This is a genomic window from Acidobacteriota bacterium (assembly GCA_003225175.1).
Taxonomy (GTDB): Bacteria; Acidobacteriota; Terriglobia; order Terriglobales; family Acidobacteriaceae; genus Gp1-AA112.
The window spans coordinates 50,371-65,248 of sequence record QIBA01000049.1 but is presented as its reverse complement, the minus strand read 5'-3'; the positions used below and the strand labels follow the sequence as shown (position 1 = coordinate 65,248).

Below are 14,878 nucleotides of genomic sequence, written 5' to 3'. Positions count from 1 at the left end.
GGGAGTTAGTTACCTTGAGGCTTGACCGGCGGCATTCGACCAAACGGAGAGCGCGGGCGCAGGCACCCGGACGCTCCGTTTCCTGAAGTCACGATAGCCGACGAGATCTGCCTATTAATGCTGAGTGGATGTGCCTGATCTCAGGAAGTGAAATGCAAACATGCCTGCGCCGAGTTGAGACGGCAGCTGAGGATGAGCAGATAAGTTTTTCGCTCCCCTCAGTTCCTGCAGGTTGTGAGTTGGGATGAATGGTTCGGTTCTTTGCTTCCAATCGTGGTACTGATGGCAGAGAAAGCATCCGTTTTGGGCTTGGCCCATTTTCGTAGGTTCGCCGTTGTGGCATTCCTGGCAGATTATGATGCTGGGAATTAGAACGTCTGCCGTCTCTTGGCTACTGAGAGTGCGAATGTGGCAAGATTTGCAGTCGATGCTCACGTGGGCGTAGTGACTGAAGACGGAGTTGGGCAGCCATACGGCTTTGATGTTTGCCGGTGCCACTTCGGGCAATTCCGCTAGGCCGTTCTGATCCGTCTGGCTGTACTTGAGCGAATGGCACTGCTGGCACGTCTTGCGCCAAAGCAGATTTTCGGCATTCTCAGCCCGCAGCTTTACCCATTCTTCCACAGTGTGAGCGGTTCTCACCGTCTGGGGCTCGCGCGAGACCGTTCCACCAAACATAATTCGCACCGGGCGCGGAGGCTCATTTATGGCTTCGGGATGTTTCTTGATGTAGTCAGTCAACCTGTTCACGATGAATGCGTGAACAACTTCCGGCTTATCGTGCGGCACCGAATCTTCGAAATGACTGTCAAATTGCAACGCGTGGCAGCTTTGGCAAGCGCTTGCGTAATTAGGAGCAGCCATGTAGGCGCGTCCCGTTCCGGGACGTACCGGCTCGGGCGGCATCGCAGGATTATGTGGATCGGCAGTTTGCACCGCTGCTTCAAGCACACGGGCTTGTCCGTACTTCCAAGGTCCGCGTTGGTCTGCCGGAGAACGATGGCAGTCCTGGCACTGCATCTGTACCGGCTGTGAGTTCGGCCCAAGCAAGCCGGCGCGCATGTGTACCACGTGATTCAGCTTGATCGTTCCGGGATCGCGTACATCCCCGCGGAGAGGAGCAAATTCAGGATGCTTTGAGTTGAAGTTGTAGACAGCAATCTGATAGTGCGGCGAACCACTCTTGATCTTGAGATCGCCGTGACATTGGACGCAGTCTTCGTCTTTGGCTTGGCGCAAATGTTGCGAGCCAACATGCTCGGTGTGGCAGGATGCGCAGGTGGGGGTGAACGTCTGTAAAGATTGATGTGCAGGAGCCTGATGGCAATTAAGGCAAGCCTGATCGCTGACGTGCTTGCGGAATCCCACACTGATGAAACCAGCTTTGAGCGTTGGCGCGTGGCAAATGTCGCAACGTTTGCCGGTGAACGAATGTACTGATGAAAGGGGACCGCTGGAGTAGGGTTCCGCATTTCGCCGCATTGCATAGCCGAGAAGCCAAATAATGGCCAGCGCAGGAACAGCAGCCATCAATCCGGCTCGAAGCAATCGCCACCGCCCCCACCGCTGGAAGTAGTGGAAGTCATGTCGCTGTCCGAGGCTCTTGGCTGTGCGTTTGCGGGCCATGTTTCAGTATCAGTAAGTCAGAGCGATCACCGCATGAATTGCTCCCATAACAAGCAGAGCTAATGACAAAGGCGCGTGGATGAATAACCAGCCGTGGAGTATGCGATGAAGCACGATCTGATGGTCGAGCTGCCGTTTTTCCTCACAAATGATCTCAAGATCGGCGATCACTGGATGGATCTCTTCAGGCAGAAGCGTCTTCAAATTTGCAAACTTCGCCACAGAGGTTGAGCGATCGGCAATTGCACGGCCCTTTCCTCCTGACTGCTCCAGAAAAGGCCGGAGCTCGTTGTCGTAAAAGCGCGTCAATTCATTGCGAACATCCTCTTCCATCTGTACCAGCGTGACGATCACGCCACCGGCGTCTTCCGCTGCATTAGTCACCGCGCTCGCGCTCATCGAGACACCGGTGACTTCCGCGACCTTAACGTCAGCCTCGTCCAAAAGCTGTCCACGAATGACTGGAATCTCGGCGTAGATGGTCTCGTAAGGAACTTGTTTGCTCATCATCTTTGGCAAGTAATGTTGAAGAATTGCGCCAATAATTCCGCTGATGATGACGATTGTGAAGATCACCATCATCCACCAGGTAAGTGCGCCCTTACCGAAAGAAAAGCCCGAATGCAGGAAAATGATTGGATAACTGATCAACCCTAGCCACAGATGGCTACGCATCCAGGTGGAGGTGCGTCCCATGCGCCAGACAGGAAATCGCTTACGCAGGCTGAGCAGTCCGGCGAAGACCATGAAGCCGAAGCCAACGATCCCATAGAAAATGCCGATGATCGTCCCACCGCGCGCTCCGCCAATGGTGAAGTGCGCGTATGGGATATAGATCGCGACACCCACTGCTGCTCCGATCACGCTTCCCCAGAACCACTGTCGATGTGTCTGATCGATGATCATCGGCGCTACCTTCTGTCCATCATTCCCGGAGCCATGCTGTAAGGGACGGCTTCAACCTTCTTTCCGCCCAGCATCTGGCCGAAGAACTCCGGAGGATTAACGCGGTGCGCCGCATCATGGGGGCACGCATAAACGCAGCTCGGCTCAGGATGGTCGTAGCAGAGGTTGCACGAAGTCGCTTTCTTGATCGTAGCTTTGTAGCCGCTGCTTCCCGCCGGTGCAGGGAATTCATGCAGATTAATATTGCCGTAGGGACAGTTATTGGCACATAGTCCACAGCCTACACACCAATCCTCAATGATTACTTCAAGTGAATTGCGACGCCGAATCGATCCTACGGGACAGCCAATCATGCAGAGTGGATCGCGACACTGGCGGCACGAGGTTGCAACCAGATAATTCTCGAATCGCAGACCATCGCGAATCAGGCGGGTAATTCCATCATGCGCGTCGGCGCATGCTTTCACGCACTGATCGCAGCGCGTGCAGCGATCCAGATCGAGCACGAGCAGGCTCTGCGCGTCTATGAGCCCCTGCTTGAGGAAGTCGTCTACAGGCACACTCTGCAGGTTGCGCATGCGGGTGCGATTTTCTTCGATGCGGTCGCGGGCCACGGTCTCCAGGCTGGCTCGCACCTGTGGGAAGCGGCCGAGCATCTCGCGAAAATCTTCGCGATGAATTTTCACGACCTCAACGTGGTCGAGGGCAGTACAAGTCGCGGTACGGCGGCCTTCATCCGACAGCAATCCAATTTCGCCGAAATAGCTCCCGCGGGCGAGATACGAAAGGACGAGCTCGCCGCCCGGGTGATCCTCACTCACCTTGATGAAACCTATGCGAGCTAAGTAGAAACTGTCAGCTGGATCGCCTTGACGGCAGATAACTTGCCCAGGAGCGAAGCGTTGCAATTCAACGCGATCACGAAGATGCTCGATGAAGTCCTGTGTGAGCGACGCAAAGACGGGGACACTCTTTAGGTGGGTTTCAAGAGCGCGGACACGATAATTGGCGTCGAGCTTGGCGCGGAAGGTTTTGTTTTTCTGAAGAACATCCAGAACATTGCGCAGCATCTCCAGACAAACTACGTCCTCTGCCGCTACCACCGTCGCGCTGCGCGGATAAAAATTCATGCACGTCATCTCACCGAACAAATCGCCAGTATGAAGCTTTGCTACGGGATGGTCGTATTCGAGGTCGACCGGTGCGTCGATGTAAATGAATTTGCGTGACGTGTTTTCTTCTTCGCGTTGATGCTCCTTGCGGGGCTTCAACTTGCTTGCGAGCTTACTGAGAAATCCTTGCTGTGATCCTTCGGTGTCGACGTGGGCGCGAGGAGTGGAGATGAAGATGTCTACCGTGCCCTCTACGAGGTAGAACGCGGTGGAGCCGTAGTCGCCTTCGCGGCAGATGACCTCGCCTTTCCTATACACACGCTTGACGACCGCGCCTTTGTTTAATTCGAGGAATGTGCCGGAGACCCCTTTGAACACCGGCAAGTCCAGCAACTCTTGGGCCTCAACCGAAAGTCCGCTTAGCGCCGCGCCTTGTTCAAGCTTCTGCCCCAGGACTTTCTTATTTGTCAGAGCTCCCGTTGGGCAAGACACCATGCATTCGCCGCAGGAGACACAGGAAGAGCCTCCCATCGGCAAGTCAGCGTCAAATGAGATCGCAGTAGCGTAGCCCTTTCCTTGGCGAGCGATCACGAAGTTGTGGCGAATTTCTGAGCATCCCCGGATGCAGCGATCACACAGTATGCAAGCGGAGTGATCCACGAGGATGCTCAGAGAGGATTCATCTTTCTGATGCGAGGGAATCAGTCGCTTGGCGAAACGTGATGTGCCGACGCTATAGCTCTTGGCGAGTGTCTCAAGTTCGCAATCGCCCGACTGCTGTTCGCGCGCACAGGGTGATGGATGATCGGCCATCAGCAGTTCGACCAAGGTCTTGCGTGCGGCTTTGACCTTCTCGCTGTTGGTCTTCACCACCATGTTGTTCTCGGCTTCGCGGATGCATGCAGCGGCGTAGACACGAGCGCCAACATCGACAACGCAAACGCGGCAAACGCCGACAGGAGTCTCGTTCTGCTGGTGGCAAAGCGTTGGAATGGGAATGCCGTTGATGCGAGCGGCGTCGAAGATAGTGGTGCCGCCGGGAACAGTAACCTTCTGGTCGTCAATAGTGAGCGTGATCTCTTTCGCCGACGGCATCAAGAGCCTCCGATCCGGCAGACGCCCGCGCGACATTCCTTCTCCTTGACGTGCGCTTCAACTTCATCGCGAAAGTGCCTCATCACCGACTGAATAGGAGCAGGCACGATTTGCCCGAGGCCGCAGATCGAGGTCAGAGACAAGGCCTGGCTGAGCTCTTCGAGAGCTTGAAGATCAGTGGAATTTTGTTTGCCTTGCGTCCAGTTCGTAAGCATATCGACCAGTTTTTGCGAACCCACGCGACAGGGAACACACTTGCCGCAGGATTCGTTGCGGTAAAACTTCACCGCGTTCAATGCCATGTCGAGCATGCAGGCTTCATTTGAACAAACAACGATAGCCCCCGATCCCACCATGGAACTGACCGGCGGCTTAGACATCGTGTCCCAGTCGAGCGGGAGATTCAACATCGAAGCCGGCAAGTATCCCGAGGAAGGTCCTGATGGAGCGAAGGCCTTGATAGTTTTTCCGGGGAGCGGACCGCCGGCGTGGCCGTTGATCAGTTCGTCGTAAGTGATACCCATGGGCACTTCGAAGACGCCGGGATTGCGCACTTCGCCGCTGATACCGACGAACTTGATGCCCGGAGACCCTTTACGACCGTAGTTCTTAAACCAGTCCACACCTCGCGCGAGGATTACCGTTGCCAGCGCGAACGTTTCCACATTGTTCAGCGCTGTGGGTTTATGCCAAAGGCCTTGGTAAACAGGAAATGGAGGCTTGTTACGAGGTTCGGAGCGCTTGCCTTCAATGGCTTCAATAAGCGCAGTCTCTTCTCCGCAAATATATCCCCCAGGGCTTACGAAGATGCTGAGATCGAAATCCAAATCCGTACCAAGGATGTTCTTGCCCAGAAGCCCATCTTTATAACAAGCATCGATCTCGTCCTGGCAGGCGTCTTTCGGATGCTCGTACTCGTGTCGGATGTAGAGAATGCCTTTGTTCGCGCCGGTAACGAGACCGCAAATGATCATCCCTTCGATGAGCAAATGCGGCAGGTGCTGCATGATGAAGCGATCCTTGATCGTTCCCGGCTCGCTCTCATCGGCGTTGCAGATTACGTACTTTTCATTGTCGGTACAATTGCGGACTATCTCCCATTTGTTTCCGGTGGGGAATCCGGCTCCGCCCATACCGCGCAAGCCGCTCGCTTTCAGTTGCGAGATGACCCCGGCGAAGTCTCCGGTTTGAACCAGGCTATACAGAACGCGATACTTCGGAGTGCCGACGTAAGGATCGGAATGGAGCTCCTGGCGCAGCCGTTCAGGACGTGTGTGCGGCAAAGGTTCGCCGCTTAAGTTGCGTGCAACAGCATCGGCGACGCGGTCGCTAGTGATGTTGTCGTAAATCTGCTCTTCGGTTTTGCTGGAGATCAGAACGGCTGGAGCGCCGTCGCAGCGACCGAGGCAGGAGATCTCGCGGATGCTGCAATCAGCTGCAGGGCGTCCGTACAGCCGATCCTGGATCTGTCGCTTAAGAACGTTTGCGCCACGAAGGTGGCATGACATATCGGTGCAAACGCGGACATCGACACGCGCCGGAGCCGTGAGGTGGAAGTGTGGGTAAAAACTGGCAACAGCATGAATTTCCCGAACATGCATCGACCGAGAATCAGCGATTGCCTGAAGCTTATCGACAGGCAGATAACCAAACTCCCGCTGAACCGCTTTCAGATCCTCAAAGATTCCCTCCGTGTTGTGTGCAGCCGGGCTGGGTTGGGCCAATGAAGTACCGGGAATCGCCACAGGGATACCTTGGACCCGCTCAGGAACACGTCCGGGGGAAGTGGAAAAACCAACAAGTTCTTCGCGAAGTCAGAGGCGGACTATAACAAAGAGCAGTGCACGGGTAAAGAATTGATTTGAAATCCGCGGTCGAGCAGCTGTGAATCGCTTTCTCGGTTTCTGAATTGATTTCTATACTTTGGGGGCGTATAAGGTCTCACGCCTTTAAAACATTTCCCCCCTGGGTATCGAATACTCACAAATGAATCGACGGCTGTGCTGTTGCTCGAATGCTCGCTCCACTGCTGTTGTTCGAATCTGCGCGGTATTGTCATTCTTGTTTCCGCATTCATCTCAAGCTGCCGATAAGCCCAACTTTCTGCAGCCAGTTTCGGCAGCAGAGGCGCGGTACGTGGGACCTGGCTCGTGCAGTGCAACGGCCTGCCATGGATCCGTTCAGGCACGACAGCAGACTAAGGTTTTGCAGAATGAGTACAGCACTTGGGTGCTTCAGGATAAGCACGCCAAAGCCTGGAATGTGCTGAATAACTCTGTTTCCCAACGCATCGCAAAGATTCTCGGCCCAGGGAGCCTCGGGGCAGCCGATGCGGCCCACGCGCCGAAATGTCTTGTTTGCCATGCTCTTTACGCGAGCAACGCTGAAAAGGCCCGCGAGTTCGACATCAATGATGGCGTGAGTTGTGAAAGCTGCCACGGACCGTCATCACAATGGCTTGGACCGCACACTGCTCGTGATTGGGCGCATGAGAAATCCGTCGCGATGGGCATGTTCGACACTAAAAATCTGCGGTTGCGCACGGAAAAATGCCTCACCTGCCATCTGGGAACCGCCGAAAAATACGTGGATCACGAGATGATCGCTGCGGGTCACCCCGACTTGGTCTTCGAACTCGACTCCTTCCAAGCTGTGGAACCGGTTCATTGGGTAGAAAAGATCCCGGGACATGCTGAGCAAGCCGACAAAGACCCATTGTTAGGGGTGCGTCAATGGAGCGTGGGCCAGGCAGTTCAGCTTCAGGAAAGCATGAATCGGTTGGCTCGCCGCGCGAAGGGAACTGAGGGTAAGAAGGGCTTGGTCTGGCCTGAGTACGCCGAACTCGACTGCTTTGCCTGCCACCATAGCCTAACTCCCTCGGACGAAAGCTGGCGCTTGCGCAGCGTGACGGAGAACCCCCGAGGAGGCCGAGGATACTACCAGACTCGCCGTGCGGGCGATCCGGCATACAACTTGTCGCGCGTAGTTGTATTCCAGCATGTGGCGAACGAGGTTGACGCCGGCACCTCAAGAGAACTTCAGAACACAATGAAGAAGCTCGCCGCGCTGGTCAGTTCGCTTCAGCCCAGCCGCGAGGATATCGAGCAGCTGTCGAACCAGGCTGCGAATCTCGCCGGTAGGTTAGCCGACGAGCTGCGCACAGCCTCCTTCGACCGCGAGAAGACGGCGCGACTTCTGCGGGCTATTTCGGGCGATGCCGACTACATCTCCGATCAGGGAGAGCGCGCTGCAGAACAAGCTGCAATGGCGCTGGATTCGATTTATATCGCCTACGCCAAAGCCGGTGGAAGCAGCGGCGGGGAGGCTCGAGCGGCCATCAACGGGCTCTTCCAGCAGCTGGAGAACCCGTCAGCCTACAACGCTTCCAAGTTTGCGGCGGCAATGAAAAGGCTGAACTCAGCCGTGCGGTAAGCTGCAGGCAAAGAATGGTCCATCAGCAGCGTAGAGACACAGCCTCTCTACAATGCACAATATTGCGACGATGGCTACGCTCACTTCCCAAATGTTCTCGATTTCAACAGCAATCCTCGGCTGACACTTCCTCTGCAATGACAGATAATCTCCTGCAGTGACCGAAGCCTCGACGCCCCTTATGCGGCAGTATGCCGCGATCAAGAAACAGCATCCCAACGCGCTGCTCTTCTTCCGGCTGGGCGATTTTTACGAACTTTTCTTTGACGACGCGGTAGTGGCATCGCGGGAACTCCAGATCACGCTCACATCTCGCAACAAAGAGAAGGATGTGGCGGTTCCCATGTGCGGTGTTCCGTATCACGCCGCTGAGGGATACCTGGCGAAATTACTGCGCAAGGGATTTCGCGTTGCTGTCTGCGAGCAGATGGAGAATCCCAAAGCCGCCAAGAAGATTGTTCGGCGAGAGGTCACGCGTGTCCTTACGCCGGGGACAAGCACCGACGCGAGTTTGCCCTCGGAAGAAAACAACTTCCTGGCAGCGATCGCGGAGCTTGGGGACCGGGCTGGGGTCGCCGCTCTGGATCTGTCGACCGGAGAATTTCGAGCTACCGAATTTGCGCTGCAGGACCGTGCGCGCCTGATCGAAGAACTCGGGCACATGCGTCCGAGGGAAGTACTCTATCCCGCGGCTCTTCCTCTGTTTGCTACCGCCGACAGCAGCTTTTACGCGTTCTCGGAGAGTCGCAGATTCACTGAAACGCCGGTGGAAGACTGGGCCTTTTCGCCCGACTACGCTATTCCTCTACTCGAGAACCAATTTGGCGTGCTCTCACTCGAGGGCTTCGGACTAGCTACGCGCCCGGCGGCAGCAACAGCAGCCGGAGCCATACTACATTACGTTCGCAGCACGCAGCGGGGCACGCTCGAGCACGTTGATCGTATAGGCTTCTACGACCGGCAAGATTGTTTGGTGCTGGACGCTGTTACGGTTCGCAATCTGGAGCTGGTTGAACCGCTGTTCTCCGGCACCGGGTCGGAAGTGACACTCTTTCGCACCCTCGATGCGACGCTCACGCCCATGGGAAAGCGGCTGCTTCGCTCGTGGCTACTGCGTCCGTCAATCGACTTGCCGCAAATTCTGGCGCGGCAAGATGCAGTGGCAGAAGCCGTTGGTACCACGATTTACCGCGAAGAGCTTCGTCGCAAGCTGGAAGGCGTGCTCGATCTGGAACGTCTGCTGAGTCGGATGACGCTGGAGACCGCAAACGCACGCGATTTGCTTGCCTTGGCAGCTTCATTCGGGCATCTTCCGGAGATAAAACTTGGCCTCGACCACCTTAATGCGGCGCGCCTGCAACAATTGAACATCCTTATCGACCCTCTAGCGGATGTGTGCGAGCGCATTGACCGATCGATCGTTACCGAACCACCTCTATCCCTCAGCGATGGCGGGGTGATTCGGAGCGGCGTTGACGCAGAGCTGGATGAGCTCCGCGATCTGAGCCGTAACAGCAAGCAGTACATTGCGCAAATTGAAGAACGAGAGCGTCAACGCACAGGCATCAATTCGCTGAAGATTAAGTTCAATTCAATCTTCGGCTACTACCTTGAGGTTACCAAGCCCAATTTGCATCTGGTTCCTGCCGATTTTGAACGGAAGCAGACGCTCGTAAACGCCGAGCGGTTTACTACGCCGGAGTTGAAGCAATATGAAAGCAAAGTGCTTGAGGCCGAAGAGAAGATCGTTGAGATCGAGCGCCGTTTGTTTAGCGAGTTGCGTGCGGCGATCGCAGGCGAAGCGAAGCGGATCCGGCAAACGTCGCTTGCTCTGGCTGAGACGGATGTCCTTCTCGCTCTGGCAAACATCGCGGCCGAGCGTGCGTATGCTCGTCCCACGCTGGATGACTCTGGCGTCATCGAACTGGTGGAAGCGCGTCATCCCGTCGTCGAGCAACAGGTCATGACGGGGGCTGAGCGTTTCGTACCTAACGACTTGTTATTGAATCCCGAATCGGAACTAATTGTCCTGCTCACCGGTCCAAATATGGGAGGGAAGTCTACGTACCTGCGGCAAACGGCGCTGATCGTCATCATGGCGCAGATGGGATCATTCGTTCCTGCGCGTGCTGCCCGCATCGGCATCGCTGATCGCATCTTCACGCGCATCGGGGCGAGTGACAATCTTGCGCGTGGCCGATCGACGTTTATGGTCGAGATGACCGAAACCGCAGCCATTCTCAACACTGCAACTCCGAAATCGCTCGTACTGCTCGATGAAATGGGACGCGGCACTGCTACCTACGACGGACTTGCCCTGGCATGGGCAACGCTGGAATATCTTCATTCCGTTACGCGAGCGAAAACGCTCTTCGCGACTCACTACCACGAACTTACGGCGCTAGGAGAGGAACTGCCATTGGTGAAAAACTACCGCGTCTCCATTAAAGAGATCCCGGGTGGAATCATCTTTCTGCGCAAAGTTGAGCCCGGCGCTGCTGACAAGAGTTATGGAATCGAAGTCGCGAAGCTCGCCGGATTGCCGATCGATGTCATTCGCCGAGCCAGGGAAGTGCTGATCCAGCATGAAGGCCAGGAGCGACAGTCAGTACGACAGTTTGAAGGAAAAGAACCCCAGCAACCTTCTTCTGTTCAGCTTGCCATCTTTACACCGCTCTCGCAGCAGATCGTCGATCGCTTGAAAGAGGTGGACGTGAATCATCTAACTCCAATTGAGGCCCTTACGCTTCTGGATGAATTGAAGAAGCAACTTGATTGACTAGTGCAGTTCTAGCTGCCCTGCCATAGCCGAAAGCCGAGAGGCTGTCTTACACTCGACGTACGACATGAGAGCCTCCTCACTCCCGCTACGCCATCGTGTTGGACAATTGCTGATTATGGGCCTCGAGGGGCCCGAAGTCTCTCCCGCTACGGGACGGTTGCTCACGAGCATGCATCCTGGCGGCGTCATTCTCTTCGCCCGCAACATTCAATCACCGCATCAGTGCGCGCAATTGCTGCGCATCTGCCAGACGGCAGTCAACACACCGCTCTTTCGCTGCGTGGACCTCGAAGGCGGCACTGTCGATCGCCTGCGCAATATCATTGCACCCGCGCCGTCGGCGGCAGATGTCTTCCGCACTGACTCGGAGAAGCTGTTCGAAAAGCACGGCCGGATTATAGGCGAAGAGGTTCGAGCGCTCGGTTTTAACGTGGACTTTGCTCCAGTCTTTGACCTCGATCTCCCCGAAGCACGTCATGTGCTCACTTCAAGAACGGTTTCCGATAATCCCAAGAGTGTGATTCGGTATGCGCAGCAATTCCTGAAGGGTCTAACATCGGCAAAGGTTCTCGGCTGTGGCAAGCACTTTCCCGGATTGGGAGGCGCTGATCTGGATACGCACAGGGAGCTACCAGCGATTCAGCGCAGATGGGATCAACTCTGGTCAGAGGATCTCCGGCCTTACCACGAGTTGAGCAAGGCTGTTCCCTTCGTCATGGTTGCTCATGCGACTTATCCAAGAGCGTCGAAGCAGGATCCAAAGACGCCTGCTTCCTTGTCGCGCGCGTGGATAACTGACGTGCTGAAAAAAAAGATCGGGTATCGCGGCCTGGTGATCTCTGACGATCTCGAGATGGGTGGAGTGCTGGCTGCGGCGTCAATGGAAGATGCTGCTCTTGGGACGTTACGAGCTGGAGCAGATATCTTCCTCGTCTGTCAGAAGGAAGAATTTGTTTGGCGCTGTTATGAAGCCGTCTTGCAGGAGGCTGAGCGAGATCGTAAATTTGCCGACGTCGTGACGCGAGCTGCAGATCGAGTGCTGCGCCTCAAAACATCGAATAAGGCACTGAAGCAGACGATGGCAATGGAGCCCACCTCCACTGAGATCGAGAATCTGAAGGCGAAGATGCACAACTTCGCGCACGAGGTCGAGAGGGAGTCGGCCGCAGGCTGGCTATGATCGTTGCTGGTGTGATGAGCGGCACCTCGGCCGATGGCATTGACGTTGCGCTTGTCCGAATTGCGGGAAAGGAACGAACGCTCCGCTTAAGGCTGCTTGCGCATGAGCATTTCGCTTATCCCAATGTGGTACGGCGAGCGGTGCTCGCTGCTATGAATGCGCGTTCTGCGCGCGTTGCTGATCTTGCACGGATGAATTTCTTGCTGGGCGAGCTGTATGCCGAGGCTGTAGCGAAAGCTGTGGACAATCAAAAAATTGAAGTCCAGGTGGTTGGCTGCCATGGCCAGACTCTCTATCACCAAGGTGCGCCCACGGCTTTTCTTGGACGACTGATCTCGACGACGTGGCAGACTGGCGAAGGAGCAATTCTGGCAGCTCGTCTCGGAGTCCCAGTCGTCTCCGATTTCCGCCCCGGGGACATGGCTGTCGGAGGCAACGGAGCACCGCTGGTTCCTTTGCTCGATGTCGCCTACTACAGTGATACCAGGAAGCTCCGGGTACTTCAGAATCTTGGGGGCATCGGGAATCTCACCATTATCCCTAGGGGAAGCCATCTTGGGAAAATGGAGCAGGTCATCGGGTTTGATACTGGTCCGGGAAACATGGTGATTGATGCTTGCGCGCAGAAGCTCTTCAGGAAAGCCTATGACGCTAACGGCGCGCTTGCAGCTAAAGGCATGGTTATCCAGCGCGCGCTAGCTCGTGGTCTAGAGCACCCTTTTTTTCGCCGCAGGCCACCTAAGAGCGCAGGACGCGAGGAATTCGGACGCGAATTCGTCGCCCAATTTCTTCGCTGGTGTGGGACGCGAGCAGACAGGTTCGATATTCTAGCAACGGCGACTGCCCTGACAGCAGCATCAATCGGTGATTCATTGCGAAGGACGCTGTCTACATTTCATGCGGAGCACTCGCTTGGCGGCAAGCGTGAGTACGTCGCCAGCGGCGGTGGCGTACAGAACAAAACACTGATGCGCATGATCTCGGAACAGGTTAGGCCGCTCGGCTTTCGTGTGCTCACCTCCGATGACTTGGGTTTACCAAGCCAGGCGAAGGAAGCTGTCGCATTCGCGTTGCTCGCCTATCAAACATGGAACCGACAGCCAGGAAATGTGCCCAGTGCAACTGGGGCGAACCGACGCGCAGTTTTGGGCAAGATCAGTTATCCATGAGTTTTAGTTCACAGCTCAAGTTGGCGAAACGCCACATCGTCTTCGTATTGCTCGTCCTACTGCTCCTGGTTGGCTGCTCCCGCAGTCGTGCCGATCCCAACACAATTACTCTTCTCATTGAGTCCAGTCCGGCGAATCTTGATCCACGCATTGGTACCGATGCCCAATCGGAGCGCATCGACGAATTGTTGTTCGATTCGCTCGTGCGCAAAGACGAGCACTTCAATTTGAAGCCATGGGTCGCTGAAAGTTGGGAGACTCGCGATCCGCTGACATATGTCTTTCACTTGCGAAAGGGGATTCGCTTTCACGATGGCCGCGCGCTTAGGGCCAGAGATGTGAAGTGGAGCATTGACTCGATGACCGATGGAACAGTCGTCAGCTCTAAAACAGCTACTACGAGCTATCAGCACATCGCGAGCATCGAGGCATCCGACGACCAGACGGTGATTTTCCACATGCAGGAGCCCGATTCGGGACTTCCATGGAATTTGTCCGATGGCGCCATCGGAATTGTTCCCTATGGTAGCGACAAGAGCTTTAATCAGCATCTCGTCGGCAGTGGGCCATTCAAGTTAGTAAAGAATGAGCAGGACAATGAAGTGGTGATCGTCCGCAACGATGACTATTGGGCAGACAAGCCCAAAGTGGAACGTGTTCGCTTTGCTGTCGTGCCAGACACGACCACTCGCGCCCTCGAATTGCGAAAGGGAAGCGCTGATGTTGAGGTCAATGCGCTTACCGCAGATATGGTTCGATCGTTGCGAGCAGATCGAAGTCTGGTGGTCGAGCAAGCTCCAGGAACATCTGTGCAGTACCTGGCTTTTAATCTTCGCGATCCGATACTGAGCGATATCCGCGTGCGCCAGGCAATTGCTTACGCAATTGATGTGCAACCGATCATCGATTACCTGTGGCGTGGCACAGTGCGACCGGTCGCAAGTGTGATTCCTGCGGTGCATTGGGCGTACGACGATACCCTGCATGGCTATCAACGGGACGTGCGTAAGGCGAAAGATTTATTGCAGCAGGCAGGTTACTCGACTGAGGCTGGCAAGCGCCTGCATCTGATCATGAAGACCTCGACCGAAGAGACGAGTCGCTTGCTGGCCGTGATCCTGCAAGAGCAGTTGCTTGACGTCGGGATCGATCTCGACGTACGAACTTTTGAATTCGCCACGTTCTATGCTGACGTCGTGAAGGGCGCGTTTCAGATGTATACGTTGCGCTGGGTCGGAGGAGCCAACCAGGACCCAGAGATATTCGAGTACATCCTGGACAGCAAGAGCTTCGCGCCGCGTCGCGCTAACCGCAGCTACTACTCGAATCCCCAAGTGGATGCGTGGATAGAACAGGCCCGCATCGAACTCAATCAGGAAAAGCGCAAGGAAATTTACGCAAGAATCCAACAACAAGTATTGCGCGACTTGCCTTCGCTAAATCTGTGGTCGCTGGATAATGTAGTCGTGCACACTGCGAGAGTGAAGAATCTAAGTCCAGATCCGGCGGGGAACTACGATTTCCTGCGTGAGGTAGAGATTGCCGAATGAGTTCGTCTTGAGTGTCGATCGCGCGA

The 14,878-nt window shown here is 55.5% G+C and carries 9 protein-coding genes; 5 read left to right on the top strand and 4 right to left on the bottom strand.

Annotated elements, in window-relative coordinates:
• Positions 1–114: 114 nt before the first annotated feature.
• From DMG62_13430 to DMG62_13415, 4 genes are read right to left on the bottom strand one after another with little or no spacing between them, the layout of a single operon-like run.
• Positions 115–1,626: a hypothetical protein gene (locus DMG62_13430; GenBank protein ID PYY22462.1), complete on the bottom strand. Its 1,512-nt coding sequence runs from the start codon at positions 1,624–1,626 to the stop codon at positions 115–117.
• Between the two features lie 9 nt (positions 1,627–1,635).
• Positions 1,636–2,532 carry a hypothetical protein gene (locus DMG62_13425; protein PYY22461.1) on the bottom strand — a complete coding sequence of 299 codons (897 nt, stop codon included), beginning with the start codon at positions 2,530–2,532 and terminating at the stop codon, positions 1,636–1,638.
• Positions 2,533–2,537: 5 nt separating this feature from the next.
• On the bottom strand, positions 2,538–4,775 hold the full coding sequence (locus DMG62_13420) for a cyclic nucleotide-binding protein (protein PYY22460.1): 2,238 nt from the start codon (positions 4,773–4,775) through the stop codon (positions 2,538–2,540).
• Positions 4,739–6,484: a hypothetical protein gene (locus DMG62_13415; protein ID PYY22459.1), complete on the bottom strand. Its 1,746-nt coding sequence runs from the start codon at positions 6,482–6,484 to the stop codon at positions 4,739–4,741. Before DMG62_13415 ends, DMG62_13420 begins: the two co-directional genes overlap by 37 nt.
• A 241-nt stretch (positions 6,485–6,725) precedes the next feature.
• On the opposite strand from DMG62_13415, the gene DMG62_13410 reads away from it, so the two are divergent.
• From DMG62_13410 to DMG62_13390, 5 genes are all read left to right on the top strand, one after another.
• A complete protein-coding gene (locus DMG62_13410; GenBank protein PYY22458.1) occupies positions 6,726–8,171 on the top strand; it encodes a hypothetical protein in 1,446 nt (481 codons plus the stop codon).
• Positions 8,172–8,328: 157 nt separating this feature from the next.
• Entirely contained in the window at positions 8,329–10,950 is a 2,622-nt protein-coding gene (locus DMG62_13405) for a DNA mismatch repair protein MutS (protein PYY22457.1), read from the top strand.
• 67 nt (positions 10,951–11,017) lie between these two features.
• Positions 11,018–12,133, top strand: coding sequence for a beta-N-acetylhexosaminidase (locus tag DMG62_13400; protein PYY22456.1), 1,116 nt, complete (start codon positions 11,018–11,020; stop codon positions 12,131–12,133).
• A complete protein-coding gene (locus DMG62_13395; protein ID PYY22455.1) occupies positions 12,130–13,302 on the top strand; it encodes an anhydro-N-acetylmuramic acid kinase in 1,173 nt (390 codons plus the stop codon). The genes DMG62_13400 and DMG62_13395 overlap by 4 nt, the downstream gene beginning before the upstream one ends.
• Positions 13,299–14,852 carry an ABC transporter substrate-binding protein gene (locus tag DMG62_13390; protein ID PYY22454.1) on the top strand — a complete coding sequence of 518 codons (1,554 nt, stop codon included), beginning with the start codon at positions 13,299–13,301 and terminating at the stop codon, positions 14,850–14,852. Before DMG62_13395 ends, DMG62_13390 begins: the two co-directional genes overlap by 4 nt.
• Positions 14,853–14,878: the final 26 nt, after the last annotated feature.

Coding starts and splice junctions, on each gene's coding strand:
- DMG62_13420 (PYY22460.1), bottom strand. CDS start 4,775: ATGTCGCGCGGGCGTCTGCCGGATCGGAGGCTCTTGATGCCGTCGGCG.
- DMG62_13390 (PYY22454.1), top strand. CDS start 13,299: ATGAGTTTTAGTTCACAGCTCAAGTTGGCGAAACGCCACATCGTCTTC.
- DMG62_13410 (PYY22458.1), top strand. CDS start 6,726: ATGAATCGACGGCTGTGCTGTTGCTCGAATGCTCGCTCCACTGCTGTT.
- DMG62_13430 (PYY22462.1), bottom strand. CDS start 1,626: ATGGCCCGCAAACGCACAGCCAAGAGCCTCGGACAGCGACATGACTTC.
- DMG62_13395 (PYY22455.1), top strand. CDS start 12,130: ATGATCGTTGCTGGTGTGATGAGCGGCACCTCGGCCGATGGCATTGAC.
- DMG62_13425 (PYY22461.1), bottom strand. CDS start 2,532: ATGATCATCGATCAGACACATCGACAGTGGTTCTGGGGAAGCGTGATC.
- DMG62_13400 (PYY22456.1), top strand. CDS start 11,018: ATGAGAGCCTCCTCACTCCCGCTACGCCATCGTGTTGGACAATTGCTG.